Raw genomic sequence first — 17,832 nt, 5'->3', positions numbered from 1 at the left:
AATTAAACCTACTCTTTATCTTGGTTTAATCAACGTTTAAAGGCTTTTCTTATGTCTGATAAAAAACCCTCTAATTCCATTGGTGCCGACCTGCTCCCCGCTGCCGTTACCGATTACAACCTTGTGGTGGCCGATGACCGCAAAACAGTTTCAGGTAGCCTGAAATACGGCATCGAATATGCAGGCAGCCTGCATTATGACTTTGTGATGCACCTACCTACTGTGCGTGAAGACATGGATATCGACCCGCAGTTGGACGGGCAGGCACGGATGCTGGAGAGCTACACCCTAGCCATCGACCGCTTGGGCGACATTCCCGCCGAACAGATTGATGCCGACCTGTTGGCCGACGGTTTGGCTGCCGGCGATTTCGATGCGCTGTATTTCGCGCAGGAATTGCTGGCAAAAAAGCGGCTGCGCCCGAACTCGACCGCTACCGATTAGCGGTGTTGCTGCTCGGACGCTTCGGACTGTCGGAAGAGCGGGTGGGTGAGATGACACTGCCCGAACTCAACAGTTTTGTGCGGCAGGCGCGCCAGCTTTTATCCACCTATCAACCCGTGCCGGTGCCCATCCCCGTTCCATCTGCACCGCCTCCATCCCCCTCTAAGCCCAAACCGTCCGGTAAGGGTGCCACCACCTACATCAGCAAAAGGCAGAAAAAATGAGCAGTAACACCTTAGAACTGGTTGCCAAGTTTAAGGACAATGCCAGCCAAGGCCTGCGCCGGCTGCTGACTGAAAGCCAGCGCGCGGCCACCGGGCAGGCGCGTGTGTGGGCGCAGGCCGGGCGGCAGCGGCAGCAGGCCATCAGTGCCTACCATCGGCTCGGCATCCGCTCCGAGCAGCAAATCCGCCGCGAAATGCAGCTCACGCAGGCGGCCTATAACCGTTTGGCACGCTCCGGCACGCTGTCGCAGCGCGAGCTGGCGCGGGCGGCGGAAGCCAACCGCCGCAACCTGCAACGGTTGAACAACGAGTTGCGCAGTGGCGCCGGTGCAGCCGGCAGCTGGCGGCAACGCTTGGGCGGCGCCATGACTACAGTGGCTGCTGCCGGTGTGGGTGCTTATACCGTGCTCAAACCGAGCATGGACAACCAAAAACAGCTTGAGGCCAATATCAGCCAAGTAGCGTGGCAGGCTTTTGGCGAAGACAACAGCAAAACGTCTGATTGGATTGCTACCACGGGTAAGCAGCAAATCCGCGACTTGGTAACCGAGCTTGTAGCCAAGAACGGCGGCAATGCCGATGCCGCGCTCAACCTGATCAACAGCCAAATGGCCAACGGCATGAGCTTCGAGCAGGTGCAGAAAGGGGCAACCGCCACCTATCGCGCCATGATTGCCTCCGCCGAAGGTGCTGGGCAATACGACCCGGAGAGTGTGGCCAAACTGATGAAAGTGCTGCACGACTTCGGATTTCAGGGCGAAGAGCTGGCTACCGCGTTTGAACACGCCATGAAATCGGGGATGCAGGGCAACTTTGAAATCGCCGATATGGTCACTGAGCTGCCCGCCTTACTACCTGCTGCCAAAAACTCCGGCTTGAACGGCATCCAAGGCTTCGATTACCTACTGTCCATCCTGCAATCTGCCTCCAATAAATCCGGCTCCAACAGTGAAGCCGCCAACAACGTGCGCAACCTGTTGGAAAAAACCTTATCGGCCGACACGGTAAGACGCCTGTCGCGTATAGATAACCCAAATGACCCGAGCAAGGGTATTGATTGGGCTAATTCGGTTTTACAAGGCAAGGCCAACGGCGAAAACGCGGTACAGGTATTATCGCGCTTGGCTAACGCCATGCTGGAGCGCGACCAGCAATACCAACAACTTAAAGCCAAGGCCGATGCCGGCGACCAAACCGCCGCCGAACAGATGAATATCATGCGCGGTTTCGTGCTGTCGCGGATTTTGCCGGATATTCAGGCCAAAGCCGGTTTGTTGGCCGCCTCAGATGTACAGCAAGTGCAAGAATATATCCAAGGATTGGCCGGGATTGACCCGAAAACCAATAGCTTGGTAGACAGGAAAATCGGTGTAATGAGCCGGGATGACATGTTTCGGCAAGAGCAAAACCGTTCACTGGCGCTGCTTGGGCGCAAAGATGCACTCGATACCCTAAACTCTGCTGAAACTAAATGGACGGAAGCCACTACCCGCTACCCCAAAGCCACTTTGGCCGCACAAGCCGCCGGCGGTGCAGGGCTGGGCGCCGGCATTTTATCGTTGTTTCGCAGTGGCGGCTCAGGCTGGGCAGGCAACCTACTGTCTAAAGCAGGGGGTGGTGCACTTGGTTTCGGGCGCGGGGCGTTAAGCTGGGGTACCGGCGTGCTGACTGCTGCACCGCGTTTCAATTTTGCCACCGGCCTGCTGCTGCATTCGCCGGAGCTGAATGCAGGCGAAGGATCTGCACTGGAGAGGATGCGGCAATTAAATCAGCAATATCATGGGCAGGCGTTGCCACGTTCGGCGCTGATTAACTATAGCGATGCATCCCGTTCTACCAACCAATCTCCACTCAACAGCCCAGAGTTACAAAAAAGCGCGGAGCAAATCCAGCAGTCATCGCAAACCTATCAGCAATCCAGCGAGCAATATGCGCAAGCGGTCAATCACAACCAGCAGGCCGCCGCCCAGTTTTTGGAGGCATCGCGCCTGATGGGCACGGCAGCGGGGCAGTTGGCGGCAGCGGCGCGGCAACCGGTGCCGGTAACCGTGTCGGTGTCGGGCGGCAACATCACCGCCGCCGTATCGCAAGCCGCCGAGCGCGATAACAGAAGGAATTAACAGATGAGTTGGCAAGATACCCTGCTTGATGCCAGTTACAAGGGCGTGGCCTTCGAGGCCACCGGCGACACCCTGCGCGGCGTGCACGCGCTGGCCGAGCACAGCTACCCTTTTGTGGACGGCTCGGATATTGAGGACACGGGCTGCGAAGCCTTGGAATTTAACCTCACCGCCGTTTTGTATGGCGACGACTACGAGGCGCGGCTGCAACGCCTGCTCAATGTGCTGCGCGAACACGGCAGCGGCGAGCTGGTGCACCCGATTTACGGCAGCGTGCCGGACACGGTGGTGGCCGATTTCGAGGTGCGGCACAGCGAAGACAGCCCGGACTATGCCGAAATCAATATCAGCTTCAAGCAGAGCGTGGCCGCCGCGCCGTTTTTCGGGCGCGAGCTGGCACTGGCTTTGGCCGACGAGGCGGATTGGGTGGCCGACTTGGCCGCTTTTCAGGGCTTTGCCGTACTGGAAAAGGCCTTGGGCAAAATCCGCGCCCAGCAGCACAGGTGGAACAATTTTCACGCGGCCGTGCTCAATGTGGTGGGGCGGCTGTACGGCCAAGTGAACGGGGTGTTTTCAGGCAGCCTGAACCTGCTCAACAGCCCGCGCGTGCTGCTGACCGAACTCAAAGGCGTGTTTGGCGCGCTGGCCGGGATGCACCGCACGGCGGAAAGCAGCCTGTCCGGCTGGCGCGATTTGGCTGGCGGTACCAAAACGGCCGCTGCCGTGCCGTGGCAATACCGGCAGGGTTTGGATAACGGCGCCACGCCCGCCCGCTCGCAGGCTGCCTTGCCGGATGTGGCCGCGCTCACGGCAGCGATTGCCATTGTGGGCAGCACCGCACTGGCCAAAGAGCTGGCGGATATTTTTGCCGCCGAACAAGACGAGCCCGAACTTACGCCGGCGGAAATCAGCCGCCTGCTGGCCGATGTGCGCGCCCAGCTCAACAGCGCGTTGGCCGCCAACCGCTTGGCGGTGATGATGCTGGCCGCTTCTGCCGAGCAGGCCGAACAGTTGGCCGCCTTGCTGCTCTCGCTGTATCAGGACAACCCGCCCGACCCCGAGCAGCTCTACCGCCAACTGGAACAGCGCCGCCTGTTGCCGCAGCAGCCCTATTTAGAGGGCAGCGCCGAATTGGCCGACAGCGTGCGCACGTTGGCGCATACCCTGCAAAAGCAGGCACAAGCCTTGATTAACCTGCGCCCGCCCTTGGTGCAAAAGGTAGTGCCAACCGATAGCAGCCTGCACCTGCTGGCTTTCCGCTGGTACGGCGACCACCGCCGTCAAGCCGAGCTGCTGCGCCTCAATCCCGGCATCGTGCATCCCAACTTTATCGCCCGCGGAACCGTATTAAATGCCTACGCCCAATAACACCGTGAGCCTCTTAATTGCAGGCAAAACCCACAGCCAGTGGACAGACTACGACATCGACAGCGACCTCCTCACCCCGGCCGATGATTTTCAGGTCACGCTCGGGCGGCCGGTGGACGCCAAACCGGATGCGGTGCAGCCGGGCGATACCGTGGAGGTGCGGGTGGGCGAGGATACCGTATTGAGCGGGCGCATTGACCGTGTGAGCACCACCACCGCCAAAGGGCAAAAAACGCTCACCATTTCCGGCCGCGACGATGCCGGCATCCTATTGGATTGCTCCTGCCCGATTTTTAACGCGCAGGATATGGATTTAAAGCAGATTATCGACACCATCGTCAAACCCTTGGGCATCAGCAAAATCCGCATCGATGCGGCGCAAACCGCGCGCACCAACAAAGTGCAAATCGAGCCGGGCAGCCGCGCTTGGGACGCCTTGGCGCAGTATGCCGAGGCCAACGGGCTGTGGCCGTGGCTGGAGCCGGACGGCACGCTGGTGATCGGCGGGCCCGACTACACCACCAAGCCGGTGGCCGATTTGATTGTGCGCGTGTCCGGACAGGGCAACAACGTGGAGCAGTTGCAGGTGGAGCGCGATTTTTCGCAGCGTTTCAGCGAGATTACCGTGCTGGGGCAGAGCCACAGCGGCAAGCACAACCTGCGTGCCACGGTAAAAGATGGCACGGTCAAGGTGCACCGCCCGCTGATTATCGTGGAGGCGGATGTGGATAACCAAGCCGCCGCCGAGCGCAAGGCCAAGAAGCGGCTGGGCGACAGCAAATTGGACGGCCTCACCATCACCGCCACCGTGCAAGGCCACCGCAACGACGACGGCGTGCTGTGGCAGCCGGGCCAGCGCCTGCAACTGTTGAGCGAGCCGGACGGGCTGGACGGTATCTATTTTTTAATGGCGCGCAAATTTGTGGGCGGGCGCGGCAAGCCCACGCAAACCATCCTCACCCTCAAAGAGGACAAGGCGTGGATTCCCGAGGCCAAACCGCCGAAAAACAACAAAGGCCAAGGCGGCAAAGGCCGCCGCAGGGGCAGCCGCAAACGCCGCAGCGGTGGACGGAAAGGCCGTCAGGCAAGACAGACGATGGCTTTTGAATAAGGATAAAAGGACGATAAATGGACGCTAAACAAGTAGACGGCCGCATCAAGCGGATGCTGGGCGGTATCCGGCAGGCATTCCGCGGCAAAATCGCCCGCACCGATGCCGCCGCCGGCGTGCAACGCGCGCAGATTGAGGGACTGGACGGCGAAACGGTGCAGGCGCTGGAACACGCCGAGCAGTTCGGCTTTACGGCGCACCCGCCTGCCGGCAGCGACTGCATTGTATTGCCCTTGGGTGGACAGACCAGCCACGGCATCGTCGTCAATACCTGCAACGGCGCCTACCGCATCACCAACCTGCAAGAGGGTGAGACTGCGGTGTACAACGCCGACGGCGCCAAAATCGTGCTTAAAAAAGGCCGCATCATCGATATCGACTGCCAAGTGCTCAACATCAAAGCGCCGGGCGGGGTCAATATCGACGCACCCAATGTGGATTGCACCGCCGAAGTTACCGCCGCCGGGCAAATCAACGGCAACGGCGGCATGGCTATAAAAGGGGGTAACGGCGCAACGTTTAGTGGTGATGTGCGCCAAACCGGCGGCGACTACACCACCGACCAAGATGTGGTGGCCTCGGGCAAATCCCTCACCGGCCACAAACACCCCGGCGACAGCGGCGGCACCACTGGCGCACCCCTCTGAAGCTCCTCAAGCAGTTCCCCCAGCGTCCATAACCCATAATGTGGTTATGGACGCTTTACTTAACCCCGCCACCGGCGACTACCTTTTAAACCAATCCGCGCAAGGGATCGAAAACGAAGTCTATGTGCGGCTGGTTACTCCGCTTGGCAGCTACTGGGCCGAACCCGCGCTGGGCAGCCGCCTGCACGAATTGCGCCGGCAGAAAGACCTGCCGCGCATCGCCGTGCTGGCCAAGCAGTATGCCGAGCAGGCCTTGCAGCCGATTTTAGATGCCCGCCGCGCCCGCCGCATCAATGTGGCCGCCTCTTTGGCACGGCGCGGCTGGCTGCGGCTGGATATTGGCGGTGAAGACATGAGCGGCCGGAATCTATCCTTAATCCACGAGGTGCGGCTGGCATGAAAACTAAAAACTTTGAGCAACTGCGCAGCGACTACCTGCGCGATTTGAGCAACCAGCAGCCTGCCGCCCACACCCACCCCGGTAGCGACAATTACGCCCGCGCCACCGCTTTGGCCGCACTGGCCGAGGGGCAATACCAGCATCAAGAGTGGATTTTGCGGCAGGTGTTTGCCGATACGGCGGACACCGCCTATTTGGAGCGCCATTGCGCCATGTACCGCATTTGGCGCAAGAGTGCCGCCGCTGCGGCGGGCAGTATCCGCATCAGCGGCGCGCCCAATACCGTGCTGCCTGCCGGGCTGGTGGCTCAAGTTGGCGACACCGCCTACCAGACTTCTGCCGCCGGCCAAACCGACGGCAGCGGGCAGGCTGTGTTGGCCTGCCACTGCCTGAGCGCTGGTGCCGCCGGCAATCAGCCGGACAATACCCCAGCCAAACTGCAAAGCCCGCCTGCCGGCATTGAGGCAGATGCCGTGCTCACCAGTATGGTGGGCGGCACCGATATCGAGAGCGATGCTGCGCTGTTAGATAGGCTGCTGTCGCGTTTGCGCCAGCCGCCCGCCGGCGGCAATGCCTACGACTATTACCGCTGGGCAATGGCCGTGCCGGGGGTGGAGGCGGCATTTGTGTATCCGCTGCGGCGCGGTTTGGGCACGGTGGACGTGGCCATCCTCACCGCTTCCGGCCTGCCGTCGCCCGATGTGGTGCGTGCCGTGCAGCAGTATATCGACGAGCGCCGCCCGGTTACCGCCAAAAACGTGCAGGTGATGGCACCGCAACGTGTGCCGCTCAATGTATCGGTGCGCGTATCGCTGGCCGACGGCTACACCCTGCCTGCGGTCAAGGATGCCGCCGCCCGTGCCTTGTCGGCCTATTTCGCGACCATCAAGCCGGGCGACACCGTCTATAAAAGCCATATCGAGGCGCTGATTAGCGATACCCCTGGTGTGCGCGACCGCGTGCTCGACAGCCCGGCCGCCAACCAAAACGCCACCATCACCCCGCACATCCAATGGCTCGCCTTGGGCACGTTTGAGATGACCCTGTTATGACCTACGCCGACCTGCTCCCCCTCTACTATCCGCCCGTCAGCTACGACGTGCGAGCCACCCGGCAGGCCGCCGAGCGGCAGGCGGAAGCCGCCATATTCGACGGCGTGCAGACACAGTCGGCACAGGTGCTGGCTGCCGCCTATGCCCCCACTGCCGGCGGCGACATCACACGCTGGGAGCGCCTCCTCGGCATCAACCCGCCGCAGCCCGACAACTACGCCCGCCGAGTGGCCGACGTGCTGGCCAAACTCAATGAGACTGGCGGCCTGAGCATCCCGTATTTCATCCGGCTGGCCGCCGCCGCAGGCTACACCATCACCATCAGCGAGCCGCAGCCCTTCCGCGCCGGTGTAAACCGCGCCGGCGACCGCCTCGCCCGCGAAGACATCATGTGGGTGTGGTGGGTGGATGTGGCCGCCCAATCGCAAACCGTGTGGCGCTTTCGAGCAGGCAGCGGCACCGCCGGCAGCCGCTTGAGCCAATACAGCGATGCCGTGATCGAGAGCCTGTTCAACCGCCTCAAACCCGCCCACACCGCCATCCGATTTACCTACCGCTAAAGGACGATTTATGCACCCCATCGAAACCCCCGATAAGACCTTCCACGACGGCGACGGCGTGTCCGAATTGGGCACCATCCTGCCCGCGTGGTGGCTCAACCAAGTGCAATCCGAGCTGCTGGCCGTGCTGACTGCGGCCGGTATCCAGCCGGATAAAGCCAAGCCAAACCAAGTGGTCGAGGCTTTGCGCAAAATCATCGACGAGCAGGCCGGCGGCAAAGGCTTACCCGTAGGCGCGGTAATGGGCTTCCCCCGCGCCGTTACCAACCAAGAAGGGTTTTTAAAGGCCGACGGTAGCACCTTTGCCCAGGCTACCTATCCAGACCTGTATCGCGTATTGGGTGGCAACAAGCTGCCCAACCTCACGCGCTCCGACATCGGTATGACCGCCTATTTCCCATTTGGCGACATCCCGGACGGCTGGATTAAGTACGACGAAATTGCCACTAGGGTTACTCAGACCGCCTATCCCGAGCTGTACCGCAAGCTGGTGGCGCAATACGGCAGCATTGCCAACGTCAAGCCGGTAGATGATTACTTTATCCGCAACGTGGGCAGCAGCGGTCAAATCGGCCAGCAATACCCGTGGACGGTAGGCGACCACCATCACATGATTGCCTTCGCCGCCTACGGTAACGACGACCTCAATTTGCGCCCGCTGCCCTATGAAAATTACTACCCCGGGCAGGTCAAAGTTGGTGACCAGAAATTTATCAGTTTGGGGCAGCTTTCCGGCACCGAGGGTAGCAACCAATCAAGCGACAAATACGGGCAGGACCACGTTAATGCTTTGAATGGTAGCTACTCGCAAAAACACGCTACTTTGCTGACATGGGATAGGGCATACACCGACAAATTCACGCCGCAGCCCTATTATCAGGACAACACCCCGAAATACATCGGCATGGTGCTGTGCATCAAAGCCAAAGATAGCTTGGATGACATCGTGTTTTGGATTAAGGCTTACGGCAAAGTAACCAATGCCGGAGCACTGGATGCCTCCACGCTGGCCGCACAGTTGCAAGATAAGGCCGACAAAAACCATACCCACCGCGCTGCTGACATCAGCGACTTGGGCGAAGTGGTTAAGCAGCAGATGGCCGCCGCCATGCCGCACCAAGCCGGCACCAATGGCTACACCAAACTGCCCAACGGCCTGATGCGGCAATGGGGGCATGTTAGTACCGGCTGGACGGGAGAGGGCCCGAAAAAAGTTGTATTCCCGGTGGCCTTTCCGAGCGAGTGCTTTAACGTGCAAATTACCGCCCACACCGGCGGGAGGCAAGGTGCCGTCAATGCCGACTTTACCTTGGGCGTAGACAATCTGACCGCTGCCGGATTTGACATAGTAGTTAATGCTATGCCGCTCAACGGCTCATCGGCGGCAGACTTTAAAGGCGTGTATTGGATAGCCATCGGCAAATAACGGGAGATAACTCATGACACTGTATTACTCACAATCCACCGGCGGTTTTTACGACAGCGACATCCACAGCAGGCTACCTGAAGATGCGGTAGAGATTAGCGCCGAGCAGCACGCTGCCCTGCTGGCCGGGCAATCTACCGGACAAGTGATTATGCCGGGCAAAGACGGTCAGCCCGTGCTGGCCGAGCAGCCGCCCTGCCCATCCAGCACTTGGGACGGCGAGCAGTGGCACATCGACCCAGAGTGCGCCGCCCAGCTCAAAGCTGAGCAGCAGGATGAAATGTGGGAGCGCATCAAGGCCAAGCGCTACGACAACCTGCGGCACGGGGTGTACGTTAAATCCGTGGGCAAGTGGTTTTATACCAATGATGAGAGCCGCACCCAATACATCCTGCTGCGCACCATGAAAACGCTGCCACCGGATCTGAAGTGGAAAACGATGGAAAACGATTTTGTCCTCATGACCCGCGAGCTGCTGGATGAAATGACTACGCAGATGATAGTGGATGAACAGGCTGATTTTGCCAATGCCGAACGCCATAAAGCCGCCATGCTTAAAGCAGAACACCCGCTGGAATACGACTACAGCGGCGGCTGGACAGCCAACTACGAACAGCCCGCTGCCGAGCTTGAGGAGGCGTAATCATGAAACCACGATACTACCTAGCCCTCTATAAAGGTCATCGCGACGGCTCCGGCTGGCGCGTATGGTGCGCTCGTGCGACCGACTGGCTCACCCGTGCCCTTACGCGCGGCCAATACAGCCATGCCGAGATTGCCTACGGCCCAGCTGAAGGCGGCGGGTACGACTGCATTTCTTCTTCCGTGCGCGACGGCGGCGTGCGCGCCAAAACCATGCCGCTGTCCGCCGATAAGTGGGATCTCATCCCGCTGCCCGACAGCATCAATGAGCACGGCCAGATCGACCGCCTATACCGCAACACAGTGAGCCAGCCCTACGACTGGTTTGGCGCCGTCGGCGTGGTATTCAAAACCCGCCAGCGGGGTGATAAGTGGTTTTGCTCCGAGTGGTGCGCTGCTGCATTAGGGCTGCCCGACAGCTGGCGCTGGTCGCCCAACGACCTTGCCGCCATCGTGCCCGCTCTAAAAAGGCAAGCATGAAAAACCCCGCCACACGAGCGGGGAGGAAAGAACTAAGACGGCGACACGGCGGATGCGGACACACCCGCCGCGACAGCCAAGCAGAGATAGCCTGCATTGACCCAAGGCCGCCACCCTCGAGGGCGCGCGGATTGTATCACGCAATGTAGGATAAATAATGCAATACCGATGCAAAAGCTGCGGCAAATTACTGGCCGTTGGCAGCGGCACCGTGCAAATCAAGTGCCAACGCTGCAAAACAGTAAACCAATTCAGTTCTTTAACAACCCAGAGCGCCCAGAGTGCCGAAACTGCGAACCCCACGCAGAAAGGCACTTATGTACCGCAAAGCCCCGCTACCGTTCACCGGCCAAAAACGTAACTTTTTAAAGCTGTTTAAACAGGTATTAAATGAGCACATCCCCGGCGATGGGGAGGATTGGACAATCTTAGACGCCTTCGGCGGCTCCGGCCTCTTATCGCATGCCGCCAAACAATGCAAACCGGCCGCCCGCGCTATTTATAACGACTACGACGGCTACAGCGAGCGCCTGCAACACATCCCCGACATCAACCGTTTGCGCCGCCTGCTTGCCGGGCTGCTGGCACCTGTTCCGCGTAGCAAACTGGTGCCGCCAGCAATTAAGGCTGCCATCGTGGCCGCCATCCGCAGCTTCAGCGGCTATATCGACCTTGACTGTCTGGTGTCGTGGCTGTTATTCAGCGGCAACACCGCCGCCGATTTGGACGAGCTATGCCGCAAAACCATGTACAATTGCATCAGCCTCAGCGACTACCCTGAGGCACAAGACTACCTGCAAGGCGTGGAGATAGTCAGCCAATCCTACCGTGAGCTGCTACCGCAGCATATTAGCAACCCGTGCACGTTATTGGTACTCGACCCACCCTACGTATGTACCCAGCAGGGCAACTACCGTAAGGCAGCCTACTTCGGCATGGTCGAGTTCCTGCGCCTGATGGCAATGGTAAGGCCGCCCTTCATATTCTTTTCGAGCACGCGTAGCGAGCTGCCCGCCTATCTCGACCTTGTAGCCGAGCTGCGCCTGCCCGGTTGGGAGCGTTTTGCAGGTAGCCAAACCCTGACAGTGAGTAGCACCATCAACCGCAATTCGAGCTACGATGACCACCTGATTTATAAGTTCTGACGACAAGCGGCATACTACTTATTAAAGGCATAAGACAATCCCCGTTTAACAGACCATTAAACGGGGATAAATTTGTGCAAAAGCTGATACAATTTCCTACGCTGCGGCGGTGCAAAAGCTAATGCCAATTCAGGCAAAAGCTGCCGCCGCCTTACACTGACCACACCCCAATATTCAACCCTGCAAGGCGATATGGTTTTAAAATCCAGCTATAACGGCATCAGGGGCTCTGGCCATACATTACTCATCTACAACAATAAAAATGAACTGCTTGCCCAAGCCAGCTGTTTGGGCATCAAAGAGCAGCTATGCGGCAGATCACAAGTCAGCCAACTACATAACTCTTCTATAAACTTCGTCAGCTACTTGGAAAATAAAAACGGTATTCCCGGCAGAACCTACGGCAGTATCAGCGAAATCACCGATAGCCAAGGGCATACCGTTCTCAAAAACAGTACACAAAACATCCAGAGCTCGTTTCGCGGTACACGCAACAGTTACTACTATCTAAAAACCAGCGTGCTTGTTATGTTTATCCTACTGTCTGTGTTTATCTTGAAAATTTTAAGTAAACTAAGCCCGTAAAATTTAAACCACAGACCAATACTTAAACAAAAAGGCTACCTGAAAAAATCATCCGCATACTTTCAGGTAGCCTCCTCCCAGCAACAGGCCACCTAAAAGTAAAGCCTCAACAGAGTTAAAAATGACTGCCCATTTCATCACCCTCGACGGCATTGACGGCGCCGGCAAAACCACCCAGTTGGCCGTGATCCGCGAATGGTTTGCCAAACAAGAGCGCCCTGTCTTATTCACCCGCGAGCCCGGCGGCACGCCCTTGGGCGAAGCCTTGCGCCGCCTGCTGCTCAACCCGAAAACTCAAGCCGGGCTGCGTGCCGAAACCCTGCTCATGTTTGCCGCCCGCGCCCAGCATATCGAAAGTGTTATCCTGCCCGCTCTGGAGCGCGGCGTGTCCGTGGTGTCCGACCGCTTCACCGATGCCACCTTCGCCTACCAAGGCGGCGGCCGCGGCCTGCCAGAAGCTGATATTGCCCAGCTCGAACAATGGGTGCAGGGTAGCCTGCGCCCCAGCCTCACCATCCTGCTCGACGTGCCGTTGGAAATTTCCTTGGCACGCATCGAACGCAGCCGCCACAAAGACCGCTTCGAGCAGGAAAAATCCGATTTCTTCACCCGTGTGCGACAAAGCTACCTAGAGCGCGCCGCCGCCGCACCCGAGCGCTATGCGGTTATCAACAGCAACTGCAGCAAAGCCGTGGTGCGCCGCGATATTGAGGCCGCACTGGAAAAGCTGTTCGCCTGATGTTTTGAACGCACTGCGTAAAAGTGCGATAATTTGCGCCGTTTTCGCTTGCCGGGTAATTTTCAGGTAGCCTCATTACTCTATCTAAACCAATCATTTAGGAAACACTATGCCCTCCCAACTTGCCAACGCCATCCGCTTCCTCTCCGCCGATGCCATCCAGAAAGCCAACTCTGGCCACCCCGGCGCGCCTATGGGTATGGCGGAAATGGCTGAAGTATTGTGGACAAAATTCCTGCACCACAACCCTGCCAACCCCAAATTCTACAACCGCGACCGCTTCATCCTCTCCAACGGCCACGCGTCCATGCTGTTGTACAGCCTGCTGCACCTGACCGGCTACAACCTGAGCATCGAAGACCTAAAAAACTTCCGCCAGCTGCACAGCAAAACCCCCGGCCACCCCGAATACGGCTACACCGACGGCGTGGAAACCACGACCGGCCCGTTGGGACAAGGCATTGCCAACGCAGTGGGCATGGCATTGGCGGAAAAAATCCTTGCCGCCGAGTTCAATAAAGACGGTTTGAACATTGTCGATCACTACACTTATGTCTTCTTGGGCGACGGCTGCCTGATGGAAGGCGTATCGCACGAAGCCTGTTCGCTCGCCGGTACTTTAGGCTTGGGCAAACTGATTGTTTTGTATGATGACAACAATATTTCCATCGACGGCAAAGTGGACGGCTGGTTTACCGAAAACATCCCGCAACGCTTTGAAAGCTACGGCTGGCACGTCGTTCCCAACGTAAACGGCCACGATACCGCCGCCATCGAAGCCGCTATCGAAGCCGTACGCGCCGAAACCGGCAAACCGTCCATCATCTGCTGCAAAACCTTAATCGGCAAAGGCAGTGCCAACAAAGAAGGCAGCCATAAAACCCACGGCGCACCTTTGGGCGCGGACGAAATCGAAGCCACGCGCAAACATTTGGGCTGGGCTTACCCTGCCTTTGAAATCCCGCAAGAAATCTACGACGCATGGAGCGCGAAAGAACAAGGCGCGAAACTGGAAGCGGAATGGAACGAACTGTTCGCGCAATACCAAGCCAAATACCCTGCCGAAGCCGCAGAATTCGTGCGCCGCATGGAACACAGGCTACCTGAAAAATTCGATGCCTATATTCAAACCGCCTTGCAAGACGTGTGCGCCAAAGCCGAAACCATCGCCACCCGCAAAGCCAGCCAAAACAGCATCGAAATCCTCGCCAAAGAGCTGCCCGAACTGGTGGGCGGTTCTGCCGACCTGACCCCGTCCAACCTGACCGACTGGTCTAACAGCGTCTCCGTTACCCGCGAGCACGGCGGCAACTACCTCCACTACGGCGTGCGCGAGTTCGGCATGGGCGCAATCATGAACGGCCTTGCCCTGCACGGCGGTATTAAACCGTTTGGCGCGACTTTCCTGATGTTCAGCGAATACGAGCGCAACGCCTTGCGTATGGCGGCACTGATGAAAATCAACCCTGTCTTCGTCTTCACCCATGATTCCATCGGACTCGGCGAAGACGGCCCGACCCACCAACCCGTCGAGCAAACCGCCACCCTGCGCCTGATTCCGAACATGGACGTATGGCGTCCGTGCGACACCGCCGAATCGCTGGTGGCATGGGCGGAAGCGGCAAAAGCCGGAGACCATCCGTCCTGCCTGATTTTCAGCCGTCAAAACCTGAAATTCCAAGCGCGCAACGAACAACAGCTGCACGACATCAAACGCGGCGGCTACGTCATCAGCGAAGCCCAAGGCAACGCCCAAGCCGTCATTATTGCCACAGGTTCCGAAGTCGGGCTGGCTCTGGAAGCGCAAAAAGCCCTCGCCGCGCAAAACATCGCTGTGCGTGTCGTCTCCATGCCGTCCACCAACGTGTTCGACCGCCAAGATGCCGCCTATAAAGCCGCCGTCCTGCCCGAAGACCTACCGCGCATTGCCGTAGAAGCCGGACACGCCGACGGCTGGTACAAATACGTCGGCCTGAACGGCGCAGTGGTCGGCATCAATCGCTTCGGCGAATCCGCTCCTGCCAATGTGCTATTTAAAGAATTCGGCTTTACCGTGGAAAATGTTGTCAATGCCGTGAAATCGGTACTGTAAACGCCCGCTATTAATCAGGCTATCTGAAATTTTCAGGTAGCCTTTCTCTCTCTTGTCCGCATATAACCCTATCAAACAATTAGCCGGCATCTGCTGCTCTTTTTGCTCAAAATATCTCTTCTACTTTCCCCGTCTCTACCATATATCCTCATATCCATATGTAAGTTTACGTTAAATATAAATTAACGCACAACAAGCATTTCCTGATTAATGATTTTTCATACCATGATATTATTTTGTTATATATAATTAATTCAATATATTATCAAAATATTTCAAATAATCATGCATAATTTCTTTTCTGTTATTTTTTAGTAAATTGTAAATAATTATTTACATTTGCTAATTTCCTATTGACATAATCGGAATATCGAAAAAAAATGCAACCTCATTCCAACCGAAGGTAAAGATTATGTCTCTCTCAACTCACGACCCTTATGCCAACTACAGGGAACTCACCCTGCGCGGCATGATATTGGGTGCATTGATCACTGTTGTGTTCACCGCTTCCAATATTTATTTGGGGCTGAAAGTTGGTCTCACTTTCGCCTCTTCTATTCCAGCTGCTGTGATTTCTATGGCAATTTTGAAGTTCGCCAAAGGCAGCAATATCCTTGAAAACAACATGGTGCAAACCCAGGCTTCTGCCGCGGGTACGCTCTCTTCCGTGATCTTCATCCTGCCCGGCCTCTTGATGAGCGGCTATTGGACAGGTTTCCCGTTTTGGCAAACCACTCTGCTGTGTATGGCCGGCGGTATTTTGGGGGTAATTTTCACCATCCCGCTGCGCTATGCCATGGTGGTGAAAAGCGATTTGCCCTATCCCGAAGGCGTGGCTGCGGCTGAGATTTTGAAAGTCGGCAGTGGCGACGGCGTGGTGGGCGAAGAAAATGCCGACACCGCGCAAAAGGCTGACAGTGGTATCGGCGAAATCGTTACCGGTGGCGTGATTTCCGGCATTTTCAGTTTCGCCAGCAACGGCCTGCGCGTAGTGGCCGACAGCGCCAGCCTGTGGTTCAAAGCCGGCGCATCTATTTTCCAAATCCCGATGGGCTTCTCATTGGCATTGCTCGGTGCTGGCTATTTGGTTGGTTTGGCCAGCGGTATTGCCATGCTGGTGGGCATTGCGATTGCCTGGGGCATCGCCATCCCCTATTTCTCTGCTACCAATCCGCAGCCAGCCGATATGGAAATGGTCGCTTTCGCCATGCAGCTGTGGAAAGAAAAAGTGCGCTTTATCGGCGCGGGCACCATCGGTATTGCTGCCATCTGGACACTGATTACCCTGCTCAAACCCACCCTCGAAGGCATGAAAATGTCATTCCGTGCCATCAGAGGCGGCGAGGGCGCTGCACTGGAACGCGTTGAGCAAGACTTGTCGCCCAAAGCCATGATTGCCTACGCACTGGGTATGATGCTGCTATTGGGCTTTTCCTTCTACCACTTCGTGGCTGATGCCAACCTGCCCACCGGCACGGCTTGGCTGCTGGTAGTGGTCTGCACCCTGCTGGCCTTCGTTATCGGTTTCCTGGTGGCAGCCGCCTGCGGCTATATGGCCGGCTTGGTAGGCTCTTCTTCCAGCCCGATTTCCGGCATCGGCATCATCTCCGTGGTGGCCATTTCACTGGTGTTGCTGGGTGTCGGTAGTGCCAACAACCTGTTTGCCGATGAAGGTACACGCAATTTCCTGGTGGCGCTCACCCTATTCTGCGGCTCCGCCGTAGTAGCCGTGGCCTCCATCTCCAACGATAACCTGCAAGACCTGAAAACCGGCTACCTGATTAAAGCCACCCCGTGGCGGCAGGAAGTGGCGCTGATTATCGGCTGTGTGGTGGGTGCATTTGTGGTATCTTCTGTGCTTGAGCTGCTTTACGCTGCCTACGGTTTCACCGGCGCCATGCCGCGCCCGGATATGGATCCGAGCCAAGCTCTGGCTGCCCCGCAGGCCACGCTGATGACCACTATCGCCAAAGCCATCTTCTCGCACTCGCTGCAATGGAACTACATCCTCACCGGTATCGGTATTGGTGTGGTACTCATCATCATCAACGAAATATTCAAACGCAGCGGCTCCAAACTGATGCTGCCCACCTTGGCCGTGGGCATGGGCATCTACCTGCCGCCGGCCATCAATATGCCGATTGCCATCGGTGCCATCATGGCTGCCTTCCTGAAACGCCATATCGGCAAAGATGAGGCCAAACAGAAAGATGCCGAACGCGTAGGCACCCTGTTTGCCGCCGGCCTGATTGTGGGCGAGAGCTTGATCGGCGTGATTATGGCTCTGATTATTGCCCTGTCTGTTACCAGCGGCGGCTCAGACTCCCCACTGGCGCTGAACCTCGAAAACTGGGACACCACAGGCGAATTCCTCGGCTTGGCCTTCTTCATTGGCGGTATGCTTATTTTCATCCGCCGCATTTTGAAAGTCAGCAAATAAGCCACAACAAAACAGCTAGAGAAGCAGCCGCCCGACACATTCAATCGGGCGGCTTTTTTTGCCGCAGCATTTTTCAGGTAGCCTCTTCCAACACAAACAGAGGCTACCTGAAAAATATATCTTCCCATTTTCAGGTAGCCCTTTGCCAACTAAAGGCAATAGCCAACACACAGAAAAATCGATACATGTGCAGGGTGGGCTTTAGCCACCCTGCAGAAAATGGTAGCCCGCAGATCGGGCATTGATGCCCGACATGCCCCACTTTTCAGGTAGCCTTCAAGCAGCGGGATAGATGTTTACAATATCTTGTTTTTTGTTACAATCCGATCATCGGCAATACTCTTATTCCCCTTTCCA

The 17,832-nt window shown here is 57.4% G+C and carries 18 protein-coding genes; all 18 read left to right on the top strand.

The window, feature by feature from the left end; all coding sequences use genetic code 11:
• The first annotated feature begins 51 nt into the window (after positions 1 to 51).
• The 18 genes from EZJ17_RS03705 to EZJ17_RS03615 all read left to right on the top strand — a co-directional run bounded on the left by EZJ17_RS03705 (position 52) and on the right by EZJ17_RS03615 (position 17,475).
• Complete coding sequence (locus EZJ17_RS03705) at positions 52 to 444, top strand: hypothetical protein (RefSeq protein WP_151086147.1); 393 nt, start codon at positions 52 to 54, stop codon at positions 442 to 444.
• A gap of 5 nt (positions 445 to 449) precedes the next feature.
• The gene (locus EZJ17_RS03700) at positions 450 to 668 is read left to right on the top strand and encodes a hypothetical protein (protein ID WP_151086145.1); all 219 of its coding nucleotides are present in this window, start codon (positions 450 to 452) and stop codon (positions 666 to 668) included.
• Positions 665 to 2,788 (top strand): phage tail tape measure protein, encoded by a 2,124-nt coding sequence (locus EZJ17_RS03695; protein WP_240746211.1) that lies wholly within the window; start codon positions 665 to 667, stop codon positions 2,786 to 2,788. Before EZJ17_RS03700 ends, EZJ17_RS03695 begins: the two co-directional genes overlap by 4 nt.
• A 3-nt stretch (positions 2,789 to 2,791) precedes the next feature.
• Positions 2,792 to 4,156: a DNA circularization protein gene (locus EZJ17_RS03685; RefSeq protein WP_151086143.1), complete on the top strand. Its 1,365-nt coding sequence runs from the start codon at positions 2,792 to 2,794 to the stop codon at positions 4,154 to 4,156.
• Complete coding sequence (locus EZJ17_RS03680; RefSeq protein WP_067527328.1) at positions 4,140 to 5,267, top strand: phage baseplate assembly protein; 1,128 nt, start codon at positions 4,140 to 4,142, stop codon at positions 5,265 to 5,267. The genes EZJ17_RS03685 and EZJ17_RS03680 overlap by 17 nt, the downstream gene beginning before the upstream one ends.
• A gap of 17 nt (positions 5,268 to 5,284) precedes the next feature.
• A complete protein-coding gene (locus tag EZJ17_RS03675) occupies positions 5,285 to 5,914 on the top strand; it encodes a phage baseplate assembly protein V (RefSeq protein ID WP_151086141.1) in 630 nt (209 codons plus the stop codon).
• A gap of 46 nt (positions 5,915 to 5,960) precedes the next feature.
• Positions 5,961 to 6,314, top strand: coding sequence for a phage GP46 family protein (locus EZJ17_RS03670; protein ID WP_151086138.1), 354 nt, complete (start codon positions 5,961 to 5,963; stop codon positions 6,312 to 6,314).
• The gene (locus EZJ17_RS03665; RefSeq protein WP_151086136.1) at positions 6,311 to 7,366 is read left to right on the top strand and encodes a baseplate J/gp47 family protein; all 1,056 of its coding nucleotides are present in this window, start codon (positions 6,311 to 6,313) and stop codon (positions 7,364 to 7,366) included. Before EZJ17_RS03670 ends, EZJ17_RS03665 begins: the two co-directional genes overlap by 4 nt.
• A complete protein-coding gene (locus EZJ17_RS03660; protein ID WP_067529768.1) occupies positions 7,363 to 7,926 on the top strand; it encodes a YmfQ family protein in 564 nt (187 codons plus the stop codon). Before EZJ17_RS03665 ends, EZJ17_RS03660 begins: the two co-directional genes overlap by 4 nt.
• Before the next feature lie 10 nt (positions 7,927 to 7,936).
• Entirely contained in the window at positions 7,937 to 9,352 is a 1,416-nt protein-coding gene (locus EZJ17_RS10515; protein WP_240746210.1) for a gp53-like domain-containing protein, read from the top strand.
• A 13-nt stretch (positions 9,353 to 9,365) separates the two neighbouring features.
• Positions 9,366 to 9,995 carry a DUF4376 domain-containing protein gene (locus EZJ17_RS03650; protein WP_151086134.1) on the top strand — a complete coding sequence of 210 codons (630 nt, stop codon included), beginning with the start codon at positions 9,366 to 9,368 and terminating at the stop codon, positions 9,993 to 9,995.
• A 2-nt stretch (positions 9,996 to 9,997) separates the two neighbouring features.
• Positions 9,998 to 10,474 carry a cytoplasmic protein gene (locus EZJ17_RS03645; RefSeq protein ID WP_067527973.1) on the top strand — a complete coding sequence of 159 codons (477 nt, stop codon included), beginning with the start codon at positions 9,998 to 10,000 and terminating at the stop codon, positions 10,472 to 10,474.
• A gap of 157 nt (positions 10,475 to 10,631) precedes the next feature.
• Positions 10,632 to 10,835 (top strand): zinc finger domain-containing protein, encoded by a 204-nt coding sequence (locus EZJ17_RS03640; protein ID WP_082881522.1) that lies wholly within the window; start codon positions 10,632 to 10,634, stop codon positions 10,833 to 10,835.
• Positions 10,792 to 11,619: a DNA adenine methylase gene (locus EZJ17_RS03635; RefSeq protein WP_151086132.1), complete on the top strand. Its 828-nt coding sequence runs from the start codon at positions 10,792 to 10,794 to the stop codon at positions 11,617 to 11,619. The genes EZJ17_RS03640 and EZJ17_RS03635 overlap by 44 nt, the downstream gene beginning before the upstream one ends.
• A gap of 192 nt (positions 11,620 to 11,811) precedes the next feature.
• Positions 11,812 to 12,204 (top strand): hypothetical protein, encoded by a 393-nt coding sequence (locus EZJ17_RS03630; protein ID WP_151086130.1) that lies wholly within the window; start codon positions 11,812 to 11,814, stop codon positions 12,202 to 12,204.
• Between the two features lie 121 nt (positions 12,205 to 12,325).
• Positions 12,326 to 12,943 carry a dTMP kinase gene (tmk, locus tag EZJ17_RS03625; protein ID WP_067439422.1) on the top strand — a complete coding sequence of 206 codons (618 nt, stop codon included), beginning with the start codon at positions 12,326 to 12,328 and terminating at the stop codon, positions 12,941 to 12,943.
• Positions 12,944 to 13,052: 109 nt separating this feature from the next.
• Positions 13,053 to 15,035, top strand: a complete 1,983-nt coding sequence (gene tkt, locus EZJ17_RS03620; protein WP_067444645.1) for a transketolase — start codon at positions 13,053 to 13,055, stop codon at positions 15,033 to 15,035.
• A gap of 412 nt (positions 15,036 to 15,447) precedes the next feature.
• A complete protein-coding gene (locus EZJ17_RS03615; RefSeq protein ID WP_067444643.1) occupies positions 15,448 to 17,475 on the top strand; it encodes an OPT family oligopeptide transporter in 2,028 nt (675 codons plus the stop codon).
• Positions 17,476 to 17,832: the final 357 nt, after the last annotated feature.

This window comes from Eikenella exigua, assembly GCF_008805035.1.
Classification (GTDB): Bacteria; Pseudomonadota; Gammaproteobacteria; order Burkholderiales; family Neisseriaceae; genus Eikenella; species Eikenella exigua.
The sequence above is the reverse complement of the archived record's forward strand: the minus strand, read 5'-3'. Positions and strand labels throughout refer to the sequence as shown.

What these genes read in the sequence shown, in the direction of transcription:
- EZJ17_RS03705 (WP_151086147.1), top strand. Translation starts at nt 52, where the DNA reads ATGTCTGATAAAAAACCCTCTAATTCCATTGGTGCCGACCTGCTCCCC.
- EZJ17_RS03695 (WP_240746211.1), top strand. Translation starts at nt 665, where the DNA reads ATGAGCAGTAACACCTTAGAACTGGTTGCCAAGTTTAAGGACAATGCC.
- EZJ17_RS03685 (WP_151086143.1), top strand. Translation starts at nt 2,792, where the DNA reads ATGAGTTGGCAAGATACCCTGCTTGATGCCAGTTACAAGGGCGTGGCC.
- EZJ17_RS03680 (WP_067527328.1), top strand. Translation starts at nt 4,140, where the DNA reads ATGCCTACGCCCAATAACACCGTGAGCCTCTTAATTGCAGGCAAAACC.
- EZJ17_RS03675 (WP_151086141.1), top strand. Translation starts at nt 5,285, where the DNA reads ATGGACGCTAAACAAGTAGACGGCCGCATCAAGCGGATGCTGGGCGGT.
- EZJ17_RS03670 (WP_151086138.1), top strand. Translation starts at nt 5,961, where the DNA reads ATGGACGCTTTACTTAACCCCGCCACCGGCGACTACCTTTTAAACCAA.
- EZJ17_RS03665 (WP_151086136.1), top strand. Translation starts at nt 6,311, where the DNA reads ATGAAAACTAAAAACTTTGAGCAACTGCGCAGCGACTACCTGCGCGAT.
- EZJ17_RS03660 (WP_067529768.1), top strand. Translation starts at nt 7,363, where the DNA reads ATGACCTACGCCGACCTGCTCCCCCTCTACTATCCGCCCGTCAGCTAC.
- EZJ17_RS10515 (WP_240746210.1), top strand. Translation starts at nt 7,937, where the DNA reads ATGCACCCCATCGAAACCCCCGATAAGACCTTCCACGACGGCGACGGC.
- EZJ17_RS03650 (WP_151086134.1), top strand. Translation starts at nt 9,366, where the DNA reads ATGACACTGTATTACTCACAATCCACCGGCGGTTTTTACGACAGCGAC.
- EZJ17_RS03645 (WP_067527973.1), top strand. Translation starts at nt 9,998, where the DNA reads ATGAAACCACGATACTACCTAGCCCTCTATAAAGGTCATCGCGACGGC.
- EZJ17_RS03640 (WP_082881522.1), top strand. Translation starts at nt 10,632, where the DNA reads ATGCAATACCGATGCAAAAGCTGCGGCAAATTACTGGCCGTTGGCAGC.
- EZJ17_RS03635 (WP_151086132.1), top strand. Translation starts at nt 10,792, where the DNA reads ATGTACCGCAAAGCCCCGCTACCGTTCACCGGCCAAAAACGTAACTTT.
- EZJ17_RS03630 (WP_151086130.1), top strand. Translation starts at nt 11,812, where the DNA reads ATGGTTTTAAAATCCAGCTATAACGGCATCAGGGGCTCTGGCCATACA.
- tmk (WP_067439422.1), top strand. Translation starts at nt 12,326, where the DNA reads ATGACTGCCCATTTCATCACCCTCGACGGCATTGACGGCGCCGGCAAA.
- tkt (WP_067444645.1), top strand. Translation starts at nt 13,053, where the DNA reads ATGCCCTCCCAACTTGCCAACGCCATCCGCTTCCTCTCCGCCGATGCC.
- EZJ17_RS03615 (WP_067444643.1), top strand. Translation starts at nt 15,448, where the DNA reads ATGTCTCTCTCAACTCACGACCCTTATGCCAACTACAGGGAACTCACC.